The sequence below is a fragment of the Microvirga sp. GN3 genome (genome assembly GCF_055792825.1).
Map to the genome: position 1 here is coordinate 48834 of NZ_JBVVAK010000033.1, position 22128 is coordinate 70961.

General features: G+C 62.9%; 21 protein-coding genes. 7 read left to right on the top strand and 14 right to left on the bottom strand.

Annotated elements, in window-relative coordinates:
- Positions 1-29: 29 nt before the first annotated feature.
- Together ACS5Q1_RS17485 and ACS5Q1_RS17490 are read right to left on the bottom strand one after the other, a co-directional pair.
- Positions 30-191: a hypothetical protein gene (locus tag ACS5Q1_RS17485; protein ID WP_473099374.1), complete on the bottom strand. Its 162-nt coding sequence runs from the start codon at positions 189-191 to the stop codon at positions 30-32.
- 171 nt (positions 192-362) lie between these two features.
- Positions 363-998, bottom strand: coding sequence for a uracil-DNA glycosylase family protein (locus ACS5Q1_RS17490; RefSeq protein ID WP_473099375.1), 636 nt, complete (start codon positions 996-998; stop codon positions 363-365).
- Positions 999-1102: 104 nt separating this feature from the next.
- On the opposite strand from ACS5Q1_RS17490, the gene ACS5Q1_RS17495 reads away from it, so the two are divergent.
- On the top strand, positions 1103-1525 hold the full coding sequence (locus tag ACS5Q1_RS17495; RefSeq protein WP_473099376.1) for a VOC family protein: 423 nt from the start codon (positions 1103-1105) through the stop codon (positions 1523-1525).
- 21 nt (positions 1526-1546) lie between these two features.
- Here the strand turns inward: ACS5Q1_RS17495 and ACS5Q1_RS17500 are convergent, their stop codons facing one another.
- Entirely contained in the window at positions 1547-2059 is a 513-nt protein-coding gene (locus ACS5Q1_RS17500) for a thermonuclease family protein (protein ID WP_473099377.1), read from the bottom strand.
- Positions 2056-3081: a nicotinate-nucleotide--dimethylbenzimidazole phosphoribosyltransferase gene (gene cobT / locus ACS5Q1_RS17505; protein WP_473099378.1), complete on the bottom strand. Its 1026-nt coding sequence runs from the start codon at positions 3079-3081 to the stop codon at positions 2056-2058. The genes ACS5Q1_RS17500 and cobT overlap by 4 nt, the downstream gene beginning before the upstream one ends.
- Positions 3082-3158: 77 nt before the next feature.
- Between cobT and cobS the strand changes: the two genes are divergently transcribed.
- From cobS to ACS5Q1_RS17520, 3 genes are read left to right on the top strand one after another with little or no spacing between them, the layout of a single operon-like run.
- On the top strand, positions 3159-3995 hold the full coding sequence (gene cobS / locus ACS5Q1_RS17510) for an adenosylcobinamide-GDP ribazoletransferase (protein ID WP_473099379.1): 837 nt from the start codon (positions 3159-3161) through the stop codon (positions 3993-3995).
- Positions 3996-4010: 15 nt separating this feature from the next.
- Positions 4011-4226, top strand: coding sequence for a DUF1289 domain-containing protein (locus ACS5Q1_RS17515; RefSeq protein WP_473099380.1), 216 nt, complete (start codon positions 4011-4013; stop codon positions 4224-4226).
- The gene (locus ACS5Q1_RS17520; RefSeq protein ID WP_473099381.1) at positions 4223-4930 is read left to right on the top strand and encodes a retropepsin-like aspartic protease family protein; all 708 of its coding nucleotides are present in this window, start codon (positions 4223-4225) and stop codon (positions 4928-4930) included. The genes ACS5Q1_RS17515 and ACS5Q1_RS17520 overlap by 4 nt, the downstream gene beginning before the upstream one ends.
- A 179-nt stretch (positions 4931-5109) precedes the next feature.
- Here the strand turns inward: ACS5Q1_RS17520 and dusA are convergent, their stop codons facing one another.
- On the bottom strand, positions 5110-6108 hold the full coding sequence (gene dusA, locus ACS5Q1_RS17525) for a tRNA dihydrouridine(20/20a) synthase DusA (RefSeq protein WP_473099382.1): 999 nt from the start codon (positions 6106-6108) through the stop codon (positions 5110-5112).
- Positions 6109-6340: 232 nt separating this feature from the next.
- Between dusA and ACS5Q1_RS17530 the strand changes: the two genes are divergently transcribed.
- Positions 6341-7129, top strand: coding sequence for a hypothetical protein (locus tag ACS5Q1_RS17530; protein WP_473099383.1), 789 nt, complete (start codon positions 6341-6343; stop codon positions 7127-7129).
- Between the two features lie 55 nt (positions 7130-7184).
- Here the strand turns inward: ACS5Q1_RS17530 and ybaK are convergent, their stop codons facing one another.
- The 7 genes from ybaK to ACS5Q1_RS17565 form a co-directional block, all read right to left on the bottom strand.
- On the bottom strand, positions 7185-7655 hold the full coding sequence (gene ybaK, locus ACS5Q1_RS17535; RefSeq protein WP_473099384.1) for a Cys-tRNA(Pro) deacylase: 471 nt from the start codon (positions 7653-7655) through the stop codon (positions 7185-7187).
- A 21-nt stretch (positions 7656-7676) separates the two neighbouring features.
- Positions 7677-8345: an urease accessory protein UreE gene (locus tag ACS5Q1_RS17540; protein WP_473099385.1), complete on the bottom strand. Its 669-nt coding sequence runs from the start codon at positions 8343-8345 to the stop codon at positions 7677-7679.
- Positions 8346-8400: 55 nt separating this feature from the next.
- Positions 8401-8886: a nucleoside deaminase gene (locus tag ACS5Q1_RS17545; RefSeq protein ID WP_246776608.1), complete on the bottom strand. Its 486-nt coding sequence runs from the start codon at positions 8884-8886 to the stop codon at positions 8401-8403.
- 168 nt (positions 8887-9054) lie between these two features.
- Complete coding sequence (gene xdhC / locus ACS5Q1_RS17550; RefSeq protein ID WP_473099386.1) at positions 9055-9984, bottom strand: xanthine dehydrogenase accessory protein XdhC; 930 nt, start codon at positions 9982-9984, stop codon at positions 9055-9057.
- Positions 9981-12311 carry a xanthine dehydrogenase molybdopterin binding subunit gene (gene xdhB / locus ACS5Q1_RS17555; protein ID WP_473099387.1) on the bottom strand — a complete coding sequence of 777 codons (2331 nt, stop codon included), beginning with the start codon at positions 12309-12311 and terminating at the stop codon, positions 9981-9983. Before xdhB ends, xdhC begins: the two co-directional genes overlap by 4 nt.
- Before the next feature lie 4 nt (positions 12312-12315).
- Entirely contained in the window at positions 12316-13797 is a 1482-nt protein-coding gene (xdhA, locus tag ACS5Q1_RS17560) for a xanthine dehydrogenase small subunit (protein ID WP_473099388.1), read from the bottom strand.
- A gap of 136 nt (positions 13798-13933) precedes the next feature.
- Positions 13934-14374 (bottom strand): VOC family protein, encoded by a 441-nt coding sequence (locus ACS5Q1_RS17565; protein WP_473099389.1) that lies wholly within the window; start codon positions 14372-14374, stop codon positions 13934-13936.
- A 310-nt stretch (positions 14375-14684) separates the two neighbouring features.
- On the opposite strand from ACS5Q1_RS17565, the gene pepN reads away from it, so the two are divergent.
- Both pepN and ACS5Q1_RS17575 read left to right on the top strand, forming a co-directional pair.
- Positions 14685-17336, top strand: a complete 2652-nt coding sequence (gene pepN, locus ACS5Q1_RS17570) for an aminopeptidase N (RefSeq protein ID WP_473099390.1) — start codon at positions 14685-14687, stop codon at positions 17334-17336.
- Positions 17337-17527: 191 nt separating this feature from the next.
- Positions 17528-19855: a PAS domain-containing sensor histidine kinase gene (locus ACS5Q1_RS17575; RefSeq protein ID WP_473099391.1), complete on the top strand. Its 2328-nt coding sequence runs from the start codon at positions 17528-17530 to the stop codon at positions 19853-19855.
- Positions 19856-20051: 196 nt separating this feature from the next.
- Here the strand turns inward: ACS5Q1_RS17575 and ACS5Q1_RS17580 are convergent, their stop codons facing one another.
- Positions 20052-21365: a calcium-binding protein gene (locus ACS5Q1_RS17580; RefSeq protein ID WP_473099392.1), complete on the bottom strand. Its 1314-nt coding sequence runs from the start codon at positions 21363-21365 to the stop codon at positions 20052-20054.
- Between the two features lie 88 nt (positions 21366-21453).
- Positions 21454-22020: a hypothetical protein gene (locus tag ACS5Q1_RS17585; RefSeq protein ID WP_473099393.1), complete on the bottom strand. Its 567-nt coding sequence runs from the start codon at positions 22018-22020 to the stop codon at positions 21454-21456.
- Positions 22021-22128 lie beyond the last annotated feature (108 nt).

Sequence of the window (22128 nt, forward strand, 5' to 3'; positions counted from 1 at the left end):
CCCTGCGGTCAATCAACAGGCCGATAAGCTCAGAAATGCCGGTCCAGCCCCCAAATTTCGACGTCCTGGGCGGCCACTTCGTGAGGCAGCACATACCGTTCTTCTATCCGGGCGATCAGCTGCGCCTTCGTCTTGATCTGCGCGAGATCCGACAGCGACAGACGATCCCACTTGGCTTGAGCATCACGCATGTGCCGTCCGGCAAAGATATTATCGTCGTCTTTTTTAATATTTGACATAAAATGTATTTACTCTCCGACATGGAAACGGTACCAACTGACTATCGTTCCAAGTTATTATAGCCAGATTCATTAAATTTTACTTTTTCAAATATAAGTATTTTTAAAATAAATGTAAGCATTTTAACTACTCTGAGAGAACAGGATACGAATTTTGTCCTGCAACGCAGGCAAAAGCTCGACTTCGAACCAGGGATTTTTCTTGAGCCAACCGTTGTTGCGCCAGGAGGGATGCGGTAGCGGCAAAATGCGGGGATGCCGCGGATTGCTAAGAATCTCGCGCCAGCGCCTGACGGTCTCGGTCAGCCCATCCTTGAAATCGTCGCCCATATGCCAGGCCTGGGCGTATTGCCCGATCAGCAGGACGAGATCGAGATGGGGTAGCGCCTCGAAGAGCGGCTGGCGCCAGGCCTCGGCGCATTCCCGGCGCGGGCCGAGATCGCCGCCCTTGGCATCCTGCCCGGGAAAGCAGGAGCCCATGGGCACGATAGCGATCTTGGAGGCATCGTAGAAGGTGGCCTTGTCGATCCCGAGCCAGTCGCGCAGCCGTGCGCCCGAGCGGTCGTCGAACGGGATTCCGCTCGCATGGGCACGGGTTCCGGGTGCCTGGCTGGCGATGCACAGGCGCGCGGTCACGCTGCCCTGGATGATCGGCCGCGGCTCATGCGGCAGGGCCGTTCCATAGCGCGGTGCGTCCCGGCAGATGCGGCAGGCTCTCAGTTGTGAGGCGAGATCGTCGAAATTGTGTGGGGAATCCATCCTCGCCAGATGGGGATCGGAACGGGATTTATCGAGGATTGCCGGCGCTCCCGCGCGGTGGCAGCTTGTCGCCATCGGGAACGAGGAGCCCGTCGGGAGGATCCATGAAACCGCGCATTTCAGTGCTGACGCTTGGCGTCGACGATCTCGAGCGATCCGTTGCCTTCTACCGCGATGGCTTGGGGCTCGCGACCGAAGGCATCATTGGCAAGGAGTTCGAACACGGTGCCGTCGCCTTCTTCGACCTGCAATCGGGATTGAAGCTGGCAGTCTGGGCGCAGAACGACATCGCTCATGACACGGGCCTCCCGAAGATGGCCCGCTCTCCGACTGGCTTCACGATCGGCCACAACGTCGCAAGCAAGAGCGAAGTCGGCGCGGTGATGGAACAGGCCCGGAAAGCCGGCGCAACCATCTTCAAGGAAGCGCAGGACACGTTCTACGGCGGCTATGCCGGCTATTTCCAGGACCCGGACGGGCATGTTTGGGAAATCGTCTGGAATCCGGCCTTCCTCCCAACCGATTGACCGGAACAGTCTCGGCTAAAATCAGCCGCCGTGAACATGCGCCCTACGCCAGTCCTGCGGCCGCTCGAACTCGCCCTCCCAGAGACCGATCGAGCGATTGCGGGCGCGGGTTTCCTCATAGTCGTAATCGCGCCCATAGGAGACGGCCCAGCCGTCCTCCACCATACGGGCGCCGATGTCTCGACTGTCCACCGTGCAGCGCGCCAGGATGCGCTGATAGCGGTCGCGGCCGGTGGCGCGGCAGCGCACAGTCTCGCCGGAGACGAGATCGATCAGCGCCCGGCGTGAGATCTCGCCGCAGGCGTAAGTCCGCCCAGCGCGAGCGCATCTTTGCTCCAGCTCCGGCGCGTCGATGCCCTTGATGCGGATGCGGGTCTCGCCGATACGGATCGTATCCCCATCGGTGACCTGCGCCCTGCCCTCGAGCGAGCGCCCACTCGGCTTCAGCACGAGCCCGGCCCCGCCGGCGAGCCCCAGCGCAACGATCAGCGAGGTGATGCCGCTCGACCGGGAGCGGCGACGTCGAAACCTCACGACAGGCGCTCGGAAACTCCTGCCTGCCCAAAGGTGGCCATGTCCCTGTGGACCGCCGCCGCCGCCTTCACAAGACCGACGGCCAAAGCCGCGCCCGAGCCCTCGCCCAGCCGCATGCCGAGCGCGAGCAGCGGGACCTTGCCCAGTCGGGTCAGCACATCCTGGTGTGCGCCTTCCGCGCTCAAATGGCCGGCGATGCAATGATCGATGGTCAAGGGGTGAATGGCGTGGAGGATGGAAGCGGCAGACGTCGCCACATAGCCATCGAGCACCACCGGGATCCGCTGCAGCCGCGCGGCCAGGATCGCGCCGACCATGGCGGCAATCTCGCGTCCGCCGAGGCGGCGCAGCACCTCAAGCGGATCCTTCAGGTTGTCGCCGTGATGGGCGATGGCCGCCTCGACCGCCGCGACCTTGCGTCTGAGGCCCTCGTCGTCCACGCCCGTGCCGCGTCCCACCCAATGCTCGGCCGGCCCGCCGTAAAGCGCCGTGTAGATCGCAGCCGCAACAGTGGTGTTGCCGATGCCCATCTCGCCGATGGCGAGAAGATCCGTGCCGCCGGCAATCGCCTCCATGCCGAAGGCCATGGTGGCGACGCAGGCCTTTTCGTCCATGGCCTCAGTTTCGGTGATGTCGCCGGTCGGCATGTCGATGGCGAGATCGAAGACCTTGAAGCCCAGGCCGTAGGCCGCGCAGATCTGGTTGATGGCGGCCCCGCCCGCGGCGAAGTTCTCCAGCATCTGGCGGTTCACGTCCGAGGGAAAAGCCGAGACACCCTTGGCGGTGACGCCATGGCTCGCCGCGAAGACGCAGACGAGCGGACGGTCGACGGTCGGGGTCGATTTGGCCTGCCAGGCGGCGAGCCACTCGGCGATCCGCTCCAGACGGCCCAGGCTCCCGGCGGGCTTGGTGAGCTGCTGATCCCGCAGCCGCACAGCCTCGACGGCGGCCTCGTCCGGACCCGGCATGGTCGTGATCAGGCGGCGGATATCGTCGAAAGGTGAGGACACGGCATCAGACATGGAGGGCTCCGGCCCAAGGGGCATTGCAGAACGCGAAGAGGCGTGACCTATAACGACCCATGCACGCGGGGTGAAGCATGTCGGAGCAATTTGAACAGGGTGAGGCCGCGACCTTGAGCGGCTGGCAGGCGGCTGCGGCCGACCTAGCCCATTGCGTGCGCTTCTATTCCCGCCTTCCGGTGCCAGCCCTGCCGTGGGAGCAGAACGCCCATGCGCTGCCGAGTTTTCCGCGCTTGGTACGGATGATTCCCCTCGCTGGCCTCGTGATCGGCCTCTTGCCGGCGGCTTTGCTGGGCTTGGCGCTGACGCTCGGGCTCGGCCCCTGGCTCTCCGCCATCCTCGCGGTCGCCGCCATGGTGATCACGACCGGGGGGCTTCACGAGGACGGGCTTGCCGACATGGCCGACAGCTTCGGCGGTTCGACCCGCGAAAAGCGCCTGGAGATCATGCGGGACAGCCGAATCGGCTCCTTCGGTGCCTCGGCCCTGTTCCTGTCCCTCGCACTCAGGATCGGCGCTCTCGCCACACTTGCTTCGCGCATCGACGGCAGCGCCGTTATCGCGGTGGTTCTCATCGTCGCTTCCCTGTCCCGTACGGCAGGCCTCATGCCCCTCGTCTTCCTCTCCCCGGCCCGCCGGGACGGAATCGCCCGGTCTGTCGGGCAGCCGGCGCGGGAGACGTTTTGGCTCGCGGCGGGAATCGCGGGCGGAATATCCGTCCTTCTGGGGGCGACTGCCGACCTGCCTCCATTCGGCATCGCCCTGATGCTAGTGCTGTCGGCCCTCTCGGGTGCTGCGCTCACCGGCTTCGCCTCGCGCCACCTCGGCGGGCAGACGGGAGATGTTGCGGGCGCCGCGCAGCAGGTGGCGGAAATCGCTGCGTTGATCGGCCTCTTGACCATCATCCAGCCGTGACGACATGAAGGTAGAATGACCCGCGTCTCCAGCCCCTGCATCCGAGTCTGCACTCTCGACCCTGAAACCGGGCTCTGCGAAGGCTGCGGCCGCACGCGGGAGGAGATCGCCAGCTGGTATCGAATTCCGGAGGAGGAGCGCCAGCGCATCATGGCGGATTTGCCTGAGCGCATGCGCGAGGCCTTCGCCCTTGAATCGCCCTTCGCGCCCGAACCCGACAAGGCGGAATGATGCCGGGGATTCGCGGCGCGGGCTTCCTCCTTCTCCTGGCCGCCCTCTTGGTCGGGCTCTTCGCCGATGATCCCGTCGGCGAGTTCTCGGCTCTCGAAGCATCCGGCCTTTTGGCCCTCGGCGGCCTTTCTTTCCTCATGGCCGGTTCCATCGTCGACGGCTTTTCCCGGCACTGGACCTATGGCGTTCAATCCATCGCGATCAGCGGCGGCATTCTTATCGCCCTGCTGGCGATCTATGCATCGCGAGGCGAATTGCAGACCGTGATCGACCGCGCCATCGGCGACATCGCGGTCGGCCGCACTGTCGTCACACCGGAGGGCGAGGTGGTGGCCGCACGCCGGACGGATGGCAGCTTCATGGTGCGGGGCGAGGTGAACGGCCACGAGACCCGTTTCATCTTCGACACCGGCGCCAGCACCGTGGTGCTCCGCGCGGAGAATGCCGAAGCCCTCGGCTTCAAGCCGGACAGCCTCAACTATTCCATCCCCGTCGCGACCGCCAACGGCAGCGCCCTCGCCGCCCCCATCATCATCGACCGCCTGACCATCGGCTCGATCACCGAGCGTAACGTCCGCGCGCTGATCGCCCGTTCAGGCGTACTCCATGCCAATCTGCTCGGGATGAGCTTTCTCGAGCGGCTGGGCTCTTACGAGGTGCGGGGCAACCGGCTGATTTTGCGGGGCAAGGAAAGCGCGGGGTAGAGCCTCGTCATCCTGGACGGCAAAGCCGATTCGGGATCGGGTGCAGGATGAGGTGTCTGACCTCAACACTGTCATTCCCGCGAAGGCGGGAATCCATAAATGCTGACGGCGCCGAACTGGTTGAAGGTTGTGGTTATGGATCCCGGGCCCCGCTGCGCGGCCCCGGGATGACAGCAAACTTACTCGGCAGCGTTGAGCGCAGGCACCGCCTCGCCCCGCGCCACATGCGCCACCGCATCCCGCAACGTCTGCAGGTTCGCCCCAGGCTTCACCGCCTCCGTCGCCAGATGACGGCGATAGGCCCGTGCGCCGGGGCGGCCGGTGAAGAGGCCGAGCATGTGGCGGGTGATGTTGTGCAGGCGCTCGCCCTTCGCGAGTTGCTCCGCGATATAGGGCTCATAGGCCTCGACCGCCTCGAACCCGTCCACAACGGGGGAAGCTTCGCCATAAAGCTCGGGATCGACCCCAAGCAGGATTTCAGGCTCGTGATAGGCCACGCGGCCGAGCATCACGCCGTCTACATGCTTCAGGTGCTCGTGCACCTCGGCCATGGTCTTGATTCCGCCATTGATGGCGATGGGAAGATCCGGGCGGGCCTGCTTCAGCCGGTAGACCCTGTTGTAATCGAGCGGTGGAATGTCTCGGTTTTCCTTCGGCGACAAACCTTGCAGCCAGGCTTTGCGGGCATGGACCGTCAGCTCGTCGCAGCCGGCCGCCACCACGCAGTCCGTCAGGCGGTTCAAGGCCTCTTCAGTATTCTGGTCGTCGACGCCGATCCGGCACTTCACCGTCACCGGCAGGGACACGGCCGCCTTCATGGCCGCCACGCATTCGCCGACCAACACCGGCTCCTGCATCAGGCAGGCGCCGAAACGGCCGTTCTGCACTCGGTCGGAGGGGCAGCCGACATTGAGGTTGATCTCGTCGTAGCCGAAATCGGCGCAGATCCTGGCGGCTTTCGCCAGATCGGCCGGATCCGACCCGCCAAGCTGCACCGCCACCGGATGCTCGGAAGGGCTGAAGCCTAACAACCGCTCCCGCGGCCCATGAATGACCGCTCCCGTGGTGACCATCTCCGTATAGAGCCGCGCCCGGCGCGACAGGACGCGGTGGAACGCCCGGCAATGCCGGTCGGTCCACTCCATCATGGGCGCAACGGTGAGAAATTTCTGAGTCATCTCGGAATAGTTTCTAGGAGAGGTTTCCGGTCGATCGGGCGTTGGCGAGGCTTTTCCAATATGGTGCTTGCAATCTCAAGGAAAATAAGCGGGATCCGATGCCACAGGCGCTGATTGCCAAAGTTTCAACGGTCGAGCTCACCGCATTCTGGCCAGATTGAGCCTGTGACCTGCAAGCTCGGCTGAGCCGAATCCCGTTCGAAAACCATATGATTCAGATGAGGACGGATCCATGCAGATCAATTGGCTGCTTCTCACAGAAAGTCCTAGCGGCATTCCCATCCCCACTTACGGCCAATATGGCGGCCCCAACTGGTCGGGCGGCGAATTTGTCGGTGACGACGAGCCAGGGAATTATACCGTCAAGCCCGAGGACCCGCTGGACGCTCTGTTCCGCCGCCATGACAAGGCCTATGACCAGCCCGACACCCTCCTGCGGGCCAAGGCCGATCTCCGACTGATCAAGGAGATCCTGAAGCAGTCTCCCGATGCCGTCACGGGCGAAGGCGACCTTTATGCAGGTGGAGCCGTGCTGGCCATGCTCCACCAGATCGCGGTCGTGAACGGCCATCCCGAACTTCTGGCCAAGGTCGATCTGGGCAAGATCATCCAGGGCGCTCTCGACCGCATCGAGGACGGCAGCATCACCCCTGAGCCGCAGGAAGTCGCAGCCCTCACCACATGGCTGCAACAAACCGCCGCCGTGCTTGCCGCGCGAGACGAGCCAATCTTCGCCTTTGTGGCGGACAAGCTGCTCGATCTCGCCGCCAAAATCGCCCAGACAGAGTCCCCCACCATCCCCATCGATCTCACCGATGATGCCTTTGCTTACGTCTTCGGAGGAGCAAACGATTTCGTGACAGACGCGTTGGAAATCGTCACCGATCCGTGGCACCCCAAGAGCTTGATCGAGCTCGCCTTGGCAAACCATGAGACTCTTCCGACAACCCAAGAACACGTGCTGGACGCTCTGCCGAAGAAACTCGGCTTCCACGTCAACTTTGGTGATTTCACCTTCTAGTATCCACCCCGGCATGGCGGCACTCTTTGCGGCCATGCCGAACAGGGGATGCTGTTCAAATCACGCCGACTACTTTGGCATCCAGCACCTTCGCCGCATCGCGAGGATCGAGCTTCACCTGTAGGCCTCGCTGGCCGCCATTCATGAACACCTGCGCGTGCTCGAAGGCCGACTGCTCCAGAACGGTCGGGACGCGCTTCTTCTGGCCGAAGGGGCTGATGCCGCCGACGTGGTAGCCGGTGATGCGCTCGGCGTCTGTGGGCTTCATCATCTGGGCCGCCTTGCCGCCGAGAGCGGCGGCGAGCTTCTTCAGGTTCACCTCCTGGTCCGAGGGCAGGATCACGCAGGCTGGCTTGTTGTCGACCAGCACCATCAGGGTCTTGAGCACGCTTGCGGGATCGGCCCCCATGGCCTCGGCCGCCTGCAGGCCGATGCGCTCCGCATTCGGATCGTACTCGTAGGCATGAACCGTGAAGGAAACGCCTGCCTGCTGCAGGGCTAGCGTCGCGCGGGTGGTCTTGGACATGGCCGGAAAGCTTAAGATCGATCAGTGATCGTGCTTGTGCCCGTGGTGGTGATGACCGCCGCATCCACAGCCGGGACCGTGCTCATGATGATGCGTATGGTCATGGTGGGAATGCTCGTGATCATGCTTGTGGTCATGCGCATGATCGTGCCCATGATCGTGATGCTCATGGCTGTGAGCATGAGAATGAGCGTGACTATGGCTCTCGGCATGGCTATGGCCGTGACCATGATGATGGTGATGCCCATGGTCGTGATCGCAGACATGGGCGCTGCGCTCCGGCTTGAAAGGGCGCTCCACCGGGGTCGCCGTGCAGCCCTGCCCGCGCACCAGCTCGGCGATGGCCGGATTGTTTTCGACATAGAGAGCATCCGCCGTGACCTCGACCAAGCCGTGGCTGCTGCCAAGATGCCAGGCAAGGCGCGTGAGGCGCAAGGGGTTCTCGGCTCTCACCTCCAGCAGCGACTCGGCGGCGGCCTTCACCTGGACGAGATACCCATCCTCGAGCCGCAGGGCATCACCGTCATTGACGGTGGTTTCCATGTCGAGATCGAGCAGGATCTCCGTCCCACCTTCGGCCCTCAGCTTCCCCTGGCGGCGGTTGCGCGCCTCGTGGTCGAGGGTGATCATGTCGACGACGCGGTCGGCCTTCACGGCGGGCTTGCGGACGATGGTGGTGACGCGGGGCATGGGTGTGTCTCAGGTAGATGTCGGGTGAGGCTCAGATAGGAAGCGCAGCCGGATATTAATAGGCGATCTTGTCGTCCTTGTCCGCCCAGGCGTCGAATACCGCCCTCGCCTCCAGGCTCGGCAGGTGATCCATGGGGAGGATGCGCTCGGCGTGGGGTTTTGGAATCTCGTCATAGATCAGGCTGTCGTCGAAGCCGATATCGGCCGCATCCTGCCGGGTATTGGCGAAGACGATCCGGCTCACCCGCGCCCAATAGGCCGAGGCGAGGCACATGGGGCAAGGCTCGCAGCTCGTATAGAGCGTGGCGCCTTCCAGCGAGAAATCGCCAACCGCTTCACAGGCGCGGCGGATCGCCGTGACCTCGGCATGGGCTGTCGGATCGTTGGAGGACGTCACCTGATTCCAGCCCTCGGCCAGAACCTTGCCCTCGCGCACGATCAGGGCGCCGAACGGGCCTCCGGCTCCCCTGTCCATGTGCTCACGGGACAATTCAATGGCGCGCGCCAGATAAAGCTGATCGTCGGTCTTCATGGTGCTCATGGAGCTTATGTATCGTTTGAGGCGGCAGGTGGCGAGAGATTTCGCTCAAGGCGGTTCCAGTGTCATTCCCGGCCGGAGCGAAGCGGAGGGGAAGGGAATCCATAGCGCCGAGTCCATGAGTGGATCCCCTTCCCTCGCCTTCGGCTCGCCGGGGATGACAAAAAGCGCTCATTCTCGACTCATCTTCTCCCTGATCTGCAGCAGCTGCGCCGTCACGGAGGCGGCGATGACGGCCGGGTCCTTGTCCGCAATGCCGGGGAGCCCGATGGGGCAGACGAGCGAGTGGATTTTCTCCTCAGGGAGGCTCAGGTCTCTAAACCGCTTCTCGAAGCGCGCCCGCTTCGTGGCGCTGCCGATGAGGCCGACATAGGGGAAGTCCCGCTTCAAGGCAGCCGCCGTGATCGCCATGTCGAGGGGGTGGTCATGGGTCATGACCAGGATGAGGGAGTTGGGGTCGGCCTCGGCGATTTCGGCTTCCGCGTCGCGCATGCGAACCGCCTTCGCATTCGGCGGAATATGGGAGGGAAAGGCACCCTCCCGGTCATCGAGCCAGCGCACCGAAAACGGCAGAGGCGCGAGGGAGAGGACGAGCGCGCGGCCGACATGACCGGCGCCGAAGATGAGAACGGGCGTACGCACCTCGCCATGGATCTCGTGCCAGCCGGTCCAATCATCGTCGCCGACGGCGGAGGCGAATTCGCGCTTCACGCGGCCGTTCTCCATCCGGCACTCGACCTCGAACAGCCCGCCCTCGGCTTCGGCTTCCACGAGAGGGCCGAGATCTTCCAGGTCCCGCTTGTCAAAAGTCTCGATCAGGATCTTCACCCGCCCGCCGCAGCATTGGCCGAGATCGGGCCCGAGCGCCTGATCGACGATCCGAGCAGGGCCGCGCCCTGCACCCAGCATCTCGCGGGCGATATCGAGCATGCGGAATTCGAGCTGCCCGCCACCGATCGTGCTGTGAAAAGCCCCATCGGGCCGCACGACCATATGCGCGCCAACCTCCCGAGGGGCGGAGCCTTTCACATCATGCACGGTGATGAGGGCGGCGGCTCCGTGCCGCGTCACGAAATCGGTGAGCTGGCGCCAGACCCTCACCCCATCGGCCTCCCCCGAAGCGCCTCGCAGGCGCGCAGGATCGCCTCGGGCGTGGCGGGTGCATTCAGCGGCACGGACTTTGACGGATCGAGCGCATGGATCGCGTCCGCCAGCGCGCAGAAGACGCTGTTCGCCAGCATGAGCGGCGGCTCGCCCACGGCCTTGGAGCGATAGATCGTCTCCTCGCGATTCTCGTTGGGATAGAGCGCCACGTTGAAGTCGGCCGGCACGTCGGAGGCGACCGGGATCTTATAGGTGGAAGGCGCGTGCGTGAGCAGATGCCCTTCCTTGCTGAAGACCAGCTCCTCCGTCGTGAGCCAGCCCAAGCCCTGCACGAAGCCGCCTTCGATCTGGCCGATATCGATGGCCGGATTGAGCGAGCGGCCCACATCGTGGAGGATGTCGGTGCGCAGCAGGCGGTTCTCGCCGGTCAGCGTATCGACGATGACTTCCGAGCAGGCCGCACCATAGGCGAAATAGAAGAAAGGCCGCCCGGTCCCCTTCGCGCGGTCCCAGGTGATTTTCGGCGTCTTGTAGTGACCTGCCTCCGAGAGCGCGACGCGGGCAAGGATGCATTTCTTGACCAGCTCGTCGAAGGCAAGACTCTCGTTGCCGATGAAGACCCGGTCGTCGCGGAATTCGATCTGCTCCTCCGGGACTTTGTAGGCCTCGGCGGCATAGGCGATCATGCGTTTCTTGATCGCGCCGGCTGCGATACGGGCTGCCATACCGTTGAGATCAGAGCCGGAGGAGGCTGCGGTCGGCGAGGTGTTCGGCACCTTCGCGGTGGTTGTCGCGGTAATGCGCACCCGCTCCATGGCGATGCCGAATTCTTCCGCCACCACCTGCGCTACCTTGATGTAGAGTCCTTGCCCCATCTCGGTGCCGCCGTGATTCAGATGCACGGAACCATCCTGATACACATGCACCAGCGCGCCAGCCTGATTCATATGGGTGAGCGTGAAGCTGATGCCGAATTTGACGGGCGTCAACGCCAGCCCACGCTTCATGATCGGCGAGGATGCGTTGAAGGCCGCAATCTCCTCGCGCCGCGTGCGGTAGTTCGAAGTCTGTTCGAGGGTGCGCACGAGATTGAGGAGGGTATCCGTCTCTTCCACCTCCATGCCGTAGGGCGTAAGATTTTCGCCAGGGCGATAGAAATTAGCATAGCGCACATCGAGCGGATCGCGCCCCGTCGCCCAGGCGATCTGGTCCATCACATGCTCGATGGCAAGCATGCCCTGCGGGCCGCCGAAACCGCGGAAGGCGGTGTTCGAGACCGTGTTGGTCTTCAGCCGCTTCGAGGCGACGTGGACAGCGGGCATCCAATAGGCGTTGTCCGCATGGAACATCGCCCGGTCGACGACGCCGCTGGAAAGATCCGCCGAATAACCGCAGCGTGCGAGAAGATCGACCGTATAACCCTGGATGTGACCTTCCTCGTCGAATCCGACCTTCCAGTCGCAGCGAAAATCATGACGCTTGCCGGTGAGGACGAAATCGTCATCGCGATCGAGACGCAGCTTGCACGGTCTTCCCGTCACGCGCGCGGCGAGCGCCGCCGTGACGGCCCATTGCGTCGCCTGGCTTTCCTTGCCGCCGAAGCCGCCGCCCATGCGGCGCGTTTCGCAGGTCACGTAAGCATCGGGAATATCGAGCACGCGGGCCACCACATGCTGCACCTCCGTGGGATGCTGGGTCGAGGAATAGACATAGATATCGCCGTCCTCGCCCGGGATTGCCAGGGCGATCTGGCCTTCGAGATAGAAATGCTCCTGCCCGCCGACGCGGAACTGGCCTTCGAGCTTCTGCGGCGCCTGAGCGATGACCGCATCAGGATCGCCGCGGCCGTAAGCATAATCCGGCAGCACGGTTTCGCCACGCTCCAGCGCATCCTCGACCGTGATGCTGGGCGCTTCGGATTCGATCTCCACCACCGCCTTCTTGACAGCGCGGCGCGCCAGGTCGCGGTCCGTCGCGACGACGGCGAAGAGAGCCTGGCCCAGGAAACTGATCTCTTTATCGACGAAAAGCGGATCGTCGCCGAAGGCAGGCGACACGTCGTTCTTGCCGGGAATGTCGGCCGTAGTGAGAACCGCCACGACGCCGGGCACGGCTCGTACGGCCGAGACGTCGAGGGAAACCAAGCGTCCCCGCGCTTTCGGCGACTGGCCAATGGCGATATGCAGCGTGCCTTCAGGCTCGCGAATATCGTCGATATATTGCGCGGAACCCTGAACGTGCTTCACGCCGGAATCGTGCGGCAGGGGCTTGCGGATATGACGGTGCGCTTCCGCATCCATTGTCGGTTTGGCGGGTGCGTTCATGGCCTTACTCCGCCGCATCGAGCGTTTCGCGCTGGCCGACGATCCGCGTGGCGCATGTCGTGCCCGATGCGGTTTCGCTCAGAGCCTTGAACACAAGATTGCGCGCGACCGTCGAGCGGTACGCCGATGAGGCCCGGTGATCGTCGAGGGGCTGATAGTCGCGCGCGATGGCAGCCATGGCCTCGCCCCAGGACGACGGCTCGTCCAGGGACAGGCCGGTCAGTGCGCGTTCCGTCTCGGCTGCGCGCTTGGGCGTTCCCGCCATGCCGCCAAAGGCGGCGCGGGCGTCGGCGATGCGCCGTCCGTCGAGCGTGAACTTGAAAGCGCCAAGCGCCGAGGAGATGTCCTCGTCGAACCGCTTGGAAATCTTGTAGGCGCGAAAGATCTCGTTAGTTTTCAGCTTCGGCACCGTCACCCGACGCACGAACTCACCGGGCAGTCGGTCCTGCTTGCGATAGGCGATGAAGAAGTTTTCGAGCGGCAGGGTGCGAACGGTCTCGCCCTGCCGCAGTTCCAGCTCTGCGCCGAGCGCAATGAAGGCCGGCGCGAGATCGCCGATGGGCGAGCCATTGGCGATGCTGCCGCCGACCGTTCCCGAAACACGCACCTGAAGCGAGCCGAACCGGCGCATAATCTCGCCGAGATCGGGATCGATCCGTGCAAGAGACGGATAGATCTCGGAATGTGTCACGGTCGCGCCGATGCCGAGAACATCCGAGGAATCCTCGATCAGATCCAAGCCGGCCACGCGACCAAGCCAGATGATCTTCTCGATCTCCATCATGGCCTTGGTGATCCAAAGCCCCACATCGGTGCAGCCGGCGACGAGCGTGGCGTCCGGGTGCTGCGCGTAAAAAGCGGCGAGCGAAGCCTCGCTCGCGGGCGCGGCAAAGAAGCGGGTCTCGCTGCCGATGAAGATATCGCGTCCGTCGGCAAGGCTCATGAGTCCCTGAGCGGTTTGCTCGTGGCTCGCGGAAAACGCGTCGTCAGCTTGCTGGCTACAGGCCTGGAGGGTGGCATCCACGATCGGCCGATAACCGGTACAGCGGCAGAGATTGCCGGCGAGCACATCGTTGATGCTCTCGCGGTCCAAGGGCCGCTTGCCCTCGTGATAGAGGGTGAACAGGCTCATCACGATGCCTGGCGTGCAGAACCCGCACTGGGAGCCATGAGCTTCCACCATGGCGGACTGAACAGGGTGTAATTCTCCGTTGGCCGCAAGATCCTCGACGGTGACGAGCTCCGCTCCGTCGACCTGGCCTAGCAGCAGGATACAGGCATTGATAGGTTCGTAATGAACGCGTCCGCCCCTCACTCGGCCCAACGCCACGGTGCAGGCGCCGCAATCCCCTTCCGCGCAACCTTCCTTTGTGCCGACGCGACGCTCCTGAAGCCTCAAGTAGTCTAGAAGCGTGGTGCGTGGGTGAAAGCCCGAAACCTCGACCGCCTGTCCGTTCCGCCAGAAGCGGATTGTGTCTCGTACCACGATAATCCTCCGCCGGTTACACCCGGCCTTGTTATGGTGAGCCGGGTAGAATGGCGGAGCAAGACTTTTTCGCCAAGGGGATCCTCAACCTGCCCCCAGAGAAGAGGCAGGTCTTTTACGGACCAAAGGCTCAAGCTTACCAGGTGCCGACATTAGGCATGGACGCCCAGGGCTCCTGGACCGGCTTCGGCTCGCCGCGCTGGAGCAGCTCGATGGAGATGTTGTCCGGGGTTTTCACGAAGGCCATGTAACCATCGCGGGGCGGACGGTTGATGGTGACGCCCGCATCCATGAGCTTGCGGCAGAACTCGTAGATATCGTCAACCCGGTAAGCGAGATGTCCGAAATTGCGCCCCCCGGCATATTCATTCTCGTCCCAGTTGTGGGTGAGCTCCAGCAGCGGCGCCTTCGAATCCTTGGCCTTCTCCACATCGCGGGGAGCTGCGAGGAAAACGAGGGTATAGCGCCCCTTCTCGTTATCCGTCCGACGGACCTCGACCAGACCGAACTTATTGACGAAGAAATCGAGAGATTCTTCGAGGTTCGCGACACGAACCATGGTGTGGAGATATTCCATAATCAGCCTCTCTATGGGTCACGCTTATGGCATCGGACCCAAAAGTGGGTCCACTTTTGGGATCCATCCGATGCTTCTTCTTTAAACTGGCGCATCGTTGGGCGCGGAAAACCGGAATCCACTTTTCCGCACGATGCGCTGGTGATGGCGTAATTGCCGAGGAGATCAAGGGGTACCTTTTTCTTGTGCCGAAAAAGCCTTGGATTTGCTCAAGATCAGGTGACTTTTAATGAATGCTGCTTCAAGCAGACTGGAAGTCTCTCCCCAAGGCCCTAGCCTCTTATGTAATTAAGTTTCAAAAGAGTATCTGATGCGCACCGACACAAGCCCGATCGTTCGCCTTGAGGATTACCGGCCCAGCGACTTCCTGATCGACAGCGTCGAGCTCGACGTCAAACTGCACCCGACCGAGACCCGGGTCACCGCCACCCTCGTCATGAGACCTAATCCAGAGGGGCGCTCGGATGCCCCCCTTGTTCTCGACGGCGACGAACTGAACCTGAAGGCTGTGGTTCTGAATGGACGAATCCTGACCGATGAAGAGTTCGAAGCCTCTCCGCAATCGCTCACGATTGCGCAAGCCCCCCGCCAGCCCTTCACCCTGACCATCGAGACTGAGATAAACCCGACGGCCAACACGAAGCTCATGGGCCTTTATCGGTCGAGCGGCAATTATTGCACGCAATGCGAGGCCGAGGGCTTCCGGCGCATCACCTATTTCCTCGACCGGCCCGACGTGATGGCCGTCTACACGACCCGCATCGAGGCGGATCGCGACGACGTTCCGGTTCTTCTCGGCAATGGTAATCCCGTGGAAAGCGGGCCTATCGATGGAACCAGCAAGCATTATGCCGTCTGGCACGATCCGCACCCGAAGCCGTCCTATCTCTTCGCTTTGGTGGGAGGGAGTCTCGGCCGGATCTCCAAAACCTTCACGACCATGAGCGGACGCGAGGTGGAGCTTGCGATCTACGTGGAGCCCGGCAAGGAGGACCGCGCAGATTATGCCCTCGACGCGCTCGAACGCTCCATGCGCTGGGACGAAAAGGTCTTCGGCTGCGAATACGATCTCGACGTGTTCAATATCGTCGCTGTGTCCGACTTCAACATGGGCGCGATGGAGAACAAGGGCCTCAACATCTTCAACGACAAGTATGTCCTGGCCAGCCCTGAGACCGCAACGGATATGGACTACGCCCATATCGAAGCGATCATCGCGCACGAGTATTTCCACAACTGGACCGGCAACCGCGTCACCTGCCGCGACTGGTTCCAGCTCTGCCTGAAGGAGGGGCTGACGGTCTTCCGCGACCAGGAATTCTCGTCGGACGAACGCTCCCGCCCCGTGCATCGCATTGCCGAGGTGAAGACTTTGAGGGCGCGGCAGTTCCTGGAGGATTCGAGTCCCCTCGCCCATCCGGTGCGTCCGAGCCAATATCGCGAGATCAACAACTTCTATACCGCGACGGTCTATGAAAAGGGCGCGGAGATCGTCCGCATGCTCAAGACGATCATCGGCGACGAGGATTTCCGGCGTGGCATGGATCTCTATTTCGAGCGCTGCGACGGCACCGCCGCCACGGTCGAGGATTTCCTGAACGCCTTCGCCGACGTGACGGGCCGGGACCTGTCCCACTTCGCCCGCTGGTACGAGCAATCGGGGACGCCACGGGTGAAGGTGAAGGGGCAATACGACCCGGAGGCGCAGACCTACCGCCTCGATCTCGCGCAGAGCACGCCCCCGACGCCCGGTCAGACGACGAAGGACGCGATAGCGATTCCCGTGGCGCTTGGTCTGGTGACGCATGACGGATCGCCGGCGAATGCAGCTTGCGACCGCGTGGACCCGCGCGGTGTCTTCCTGTTCGACAAGCCTGAGGCCACCATCACCTTCACGGGTGTGACGTCCCTGCCTGTCCCTTCGCTCTTCAGAGGGTTCTCGGCTCCGGTCAAGGTATCGCTCGATCTGCCGAATGAGGAACTGCTGGTCCTCCTCCGGCACGACACCGATGCCTTCAATCGCTGGCAGGCGGCTCAGACCGTTGCCATGCGTCTGCTGGCTTCTCTCTCGACGGGTATTCAAGTCACCGACGAGGAAATCAATGCCTTCTCCGGAGCGCTCTGCTCCTTCATGGACAGGGATGCCCTGGACGATCCGGCCTTCGCGGCGCTTGTCGTCACGCTTCCGAGCGAGGCGGATATTGCGCAGGAGATCGGGCAGAATGTGAATCCCGACGCCATCCATTGCGCTCGTTCGGAGATGCGTCGCCGCATCGGTCAAAGCTGCGCCACGCATCTGCACCGCTTCTACGATTCCCTGTCCGCTGCAAGGGCTTACAGTCCGGATGCGGCCAGCGCCGGACGCCGATCCTTGCGCAATGCATCCCTCGACCTTCTCTCTGCATCCGACCCCTGCGTGGGCGAGGCACTCGCCGTGAGGCAGCTTGAATCGGCGAGCAACATGACCGATCGCCTTGCAGCACTGAGCGTTCTGACGACCTTGCCCGGCGCAGTCCGCGAAGAGGCCATCGCCCGGTTCGGGGACCGCTACCGCAACGAGCCTCTGGTCCTCGACAAGTGGTTCACGCTGCAGGCAGCCATCCCGGAGGACGGCACCTTGGAGCGCGTCAAGGGTTTGATGCAGCATCCGGCTTTCTCCATCGCCAATCCCAATCGCGTGCGCTCGCTCATCGGAAGCTTTGCCATGCTGAACCAGGTTCAGTTCAATCGTGCGGACGGAGCAGGCTACCGCTTCTTGGCCTCCATCGTTTTACGCGCGGACGAGTTGAATCCGCAGCTCGCGGCCCGTCTTCTGACCGCGTTCAGCACGTGGCGCATGATGGAAACCGCCCGCCGGTCGCATGCGGAAGAGGCCCTTCGTTCCATCGCCCAAAAGCCCAACCTTTCCCGCGATGTAGGAGACATCGTGAGCCGCTCCCTCGAGGAGAGCCAGGGGAAATAACCTATTCATTTGAATAGGTTACCGAGTTGTCCAAGATTTCCCCAAGGGAATGTAAAATGGGAAATTTTTTATTAACCTTCGGGTTCTACTAACTAGACAAATCACCCGCTCAAGATTCTATTGTTAATGATTCGGAGAGATGCGGCACGTCCTCCGAAACAGGACGTAAATGGTTCCGGAGGAAACATCGCATGGCGGGGGCGGTGACCGCATGCGTACCCGCACGCGCGGGTACGATTCTAGGGGTGACGCGATCGGACGCAAATCCGGCCTATCGTCGGCTCGAGCAATATGAGCCTCTGCTGAGGCTCGCAGTCCCTGCCCTCCTTGTTCTTTTCCTCGTCACGCTGGCCGGCAGCGCCTGGATCCAGATCCGCGACGGCCGCAAGGATACGCTTTTCGACGCCATCAACGACATCGATATCATCGCATCGCTCTCGGCCGCGAAGCTCGGCACCGCGCGGGCACCCGCCGACCGCATGCAGGCCGCAGCTCAGCTTGAGCGTCTGGCGAAGGACATGCCGCCGAGCGCCCTGACGCAGAACCGCTCCCTCATGCTGGTCGACCAGGCCGGTGCGGTCCTCGCGGTCCATCCGCCGATGGAAGACGCACCGGCCAAGCTCACGGATATCCTGGGCGAAGCGCAGCCTCTGATGCTGTTCGCGGACCGTGCCGGCGTCATGACGATCAAGCTTCCCGGCGGCTCCGAGGGCATGGCGACGGTCCGTGCGCTTCACGCCTCCTCCGGACAGATCGCGCTCGTGCAGCCGATGCCGCACATTCTGTCCGGGTGGTGGACGCGCACCATCGGCCATGTCTCGCTGCTCGGCGCCACGATCATGGTTCTGCTCGGCATCGGCGTGGCCTATGTGATGCAGGCAAACCGCGCCCGCGCGGCCGACGAGGTCTGCGAGAAGGTGCGCGACAGGATCGACTCCGCGCTCAATCGCGGCCGCTGCGGATTGTGGGATTGGGATATCGGCCGCGGCCGCATCTACTGGTCCGACTCGATGTACGAACTCCTGGGCTACGAGCGCCAGGACGAGTTCCTCTCCTTCGGCGAAGTGAACACCATGATCCATCCCGAGGATCAGGATCTCTTCACCCTCGCCGAGCAGCTCGCCTCCGCCAGCACCTCGCTCGTCGATTACGAGTTCCGCATCCGCAGCATCTCGGGCGATTGGGTGTGGCTGCGCGCCCGCGCCGAGCTGATGAACGATCCGGACGACGCCGCAAGCCACCTCGTCGGCATCGCCGTCGACGTGACCGAGCAGCGCGGCCTGGAAGAGAAGACCGCGAAGGCCGATGCGCGCCTGCACGATGCCATCGAGGCGATCTCCGAGGCTTTCGTGCTGTGGGACGCCAACAACAACCTCGTGCTCTGCAATTCGAAGTTCCAGAAACTGCACGAACTACCTGCCGACGCGCAGCTCCAGGGCAAGGCCTATGCGGACGTGATGGCGCTCGGCCGGCCGCCGGAGGTGCAGCATCAGTTCCTGCGCCGCGAGCAGCAGGATGTGGGCGCGCGTACCTTCGAGGCGCGCCTGCAGGATGGCCGCTGGCTGCAGATCAACGAACGCCGCACCAAGGACGGCGGCTATGTGTCGGTCGGCACCGACATCACCGCGCTCAAGCGCCACGAGCACCGTCTCGTCGAGTCCGAGAAGGAGCTTATCGCGACCGTTCTCGACCTCAAGCAATCGCGCCAGAAGCTCGAAGCGCAGACGCATCAGCTCGCCGATCTCGCCGAGCGCTATCTCGACCAGAAGGCTCAGGCCGAAAGCGCCAACCGCGCCAAGTCCGAGTTCCTCGCGAATATGAGCCACGAGCTGCGCACGCCGCTCAACGCCATCATCGGTTTTGCGGAAGTGATGCAGAGCGGCATCTTCGGATCGCTCGGTTCGGATAAGTACGAGGAATACTGCTCCGACATCCGCTCGAGCGGCGAATATCTTCTGTCGGTGATCAACGACATTCTCGACATGTCGCGCATCGAGGCCGGCCGTACGACGCTCACCAAGCAGCCGATCGAAGTCCATGCCTCGATCCAGCGCGCCCTCAAGCTCGTCGGCGAGCAGACCAAGGCCAAGAACCTCTCCGTCACCGTCGACGTGAACCCCGAGGATATCATCGTGCCGGCGGACGAGCGCGCCCTGCACCAGATCCTCGTCAACCTGCTCCAGAACGCGACGAAATTCACGAGCGACGGCGGCTGCATCACGGTGCGCACGCGCCAGGCCGGCAACGCCGTCAACATCTATGTGGAAGACGACGGCATCGGCATTCCCGATCACGCCCTGCACAAGCTCGGTCAGCCCTTCGAGCAGGTCGAGACCGAGTTCTCGAAGAGCTACAAGGGTTCCGGCCTCGGCCTCGCCATCGCCCGCTCGCTCGCCGAACTGCATGGCGGCTCACTCCGCATCAGAAGCCAGGAAGGCCTCGGCACCATCGTGCTGGTCCACCTGCCGCTGACGGAAGCCACCAACGCGGATATCGCGCTCGCGGATGCAGCCGCCTAAAGCATCGGACCCAAAAGTGGATTTGCACTTTTGGGTCCGATGCTTACTCCATAAATGAGAGCATCGTTGTGCGCGGATCCAGGAGGCCGCACGATGCTCTAAAAGCCCTGCATCGTCGGAGACGATCTCACGTCATCAAAAAGGCCGGCGCGTGTGGCGCCGGCTTTTGCTTTCTTACCCGCCTCGATGCCTGCGCTCAGATCAGCATGAAGGAGCTGGAGGTCAGGGCCAGGTTCTTGGCCAGGGTGGCGAACTGCACCTGCGCCATGCCGCCGACGCCGTCGGCATCGTAGGACAACGCGCCGGTGGCGCCGTTGTAGACCAGCCGGTGCGCCGCGCTCGTCGCCGCCGATCCCACCGTCACCGCCGTCGCGGCCACCGCGCCGCTCGATCCGAACGCCGTGAACACGCCGCGCGCCAGCACGATCAGGTCCTGGCCGACCGCAAAGTCGGTCACCGTGTCGACGTTGCCCGCTCCCAGCGCCGCATCGAAGCGGAACCAGTCCGCCCCGCCGCCGCCGACGAGCTGATCCGAACCCAACCCGCCCGCAAGCTGGTCGCTGCCCTCGCCGCCCTCGAGCGCGTCGCCACCAGTGCCGCCCTGCAGCGTATCGTTCCCGCCCAGACCCAGGATCGCGTTGCCGGTCGCATCCGCCACCAGATAATCGGCATGCTGCGAGCCGTGCAGGCCGCGGATGTCGAGGTAGACGTCGCCCGCCGCCTCGCCGGTGTTGGCCCAGCGGTTGGCGAGGTTGGCGGTCACGCCGGATGTGGCGTTGGCGTAGGAGGCCCAGTTGAAGCCGGCGCCGCCCTCGAGCGTGTCGGCGCCGCCCCCGCCCTGTAGGATGTCGTCGCCGCCGAGGCCGCGCAGGTGATTGGCGCCGGCATCGCCGGCGAGCACGTCGTGGCTGTGGCTGCCCTCGACATTCTCGACGTTGTCGTAGGTGTCGCCGACCGCATCGGCGCTACCGCCCGCCAGACTGCCGAAGCCGCCACGGCCGTCGGCCAAACTCACGCTGACGCCGCCGGCCGCATCGGCATAGGACACCCAGTCGACCCCGTAGCTGCCGATCAGATGATCCGCGCCCGAACCGCCGAGCAGGGTGTCGTCGCCCAGGCCGCCGTCGAGCGTGTCGGCGCCGGCCTGCCCAAGCAGCGTGTCGTGGCCGCCGTAGCCGTGCAGCCCGTTCGAGGCCGCGTCGCCGGTCAGGCGGTCGTTGAAGGCCGAGCCGATCAGGCCTTCGATTTCCAGGTATTGGTCACCCCTGGCCTCGCCTGTGTTCTGCCACAGGTCGGACAGGTTCACCTTCACGCTACCGGCAGCGTTCTCGTAGCTGGCATAGTCATACCCGTCGTTCCCCCGAAGCCGGTCACTCCCGAGACCACCCTCCAGCGTGTCATGACCTGCACCGCCGACCAAACCATTGTCTGCAGCATCGCCAATCAGCCAGTCGTTGAAACTCGAACCAACAATTCCTTCAATGGAGACATAGGCGTCACCAGCAGCCATTCCGGTGTTCTTCGATGCATCCGAAAGGTTTGCGACGATGCCCTGTGATGACTTCTCGTAAATCGCATAGTCATTACCGGTCCCACCCTCAAGGAGATCCCCCCAGTCCGCCCTCCAACATGTCGTTGCCGCTGCCTCCAATGAGGAGGTCAATTTCTGTCCCTCCCGTCAGAGTATCATGTCCGCCTCCGCCTATGAGAACGCCATTGCCGAGCAATGAATCTCTATTCGTAGTTCCAACCTGAATTGCAGCAGAGAACGTTTCGTTTCCTGAACTTACTTGTGTAACGCCAGCCTTGGGAGCGACACGATCTTTATCGTTAGCCAGTTGCTCCCATGTATCCTTAATCGAATCCGTCAGCCAATCGGCCGCCCGTTCGATTCTGCCAGGCCCGGCATGGTTCCAACCGCTAAGATCTGTTTCAATCCGGGTGCGGGATGTCTCGGTTTCAACTCCACCTATAGGGTGTGTAGTTGTCTTGATTGTTTCGACTTCAGTAACGTACCCTGCAGTAAACCAATTCTCCGTTCTTGTTGACGTACGTCGAATATCGATTACGGAACCATTTTCTAGGCGCTCCCTGGAGCTGAAACTCCCTTCACTATCTTCACCAATAGGTTCATGATGACTCTGATATACTAGAGCCTCGGGCATTCAGACGAATCCATATCCGGCAGCGGTGAAGTAGTTGCGGCATGCCTCGGGCTCGAACAAGTTGCAGATGTCACCGATGGCGCGCCACAGCGCCTCGAGCGTTCGGGC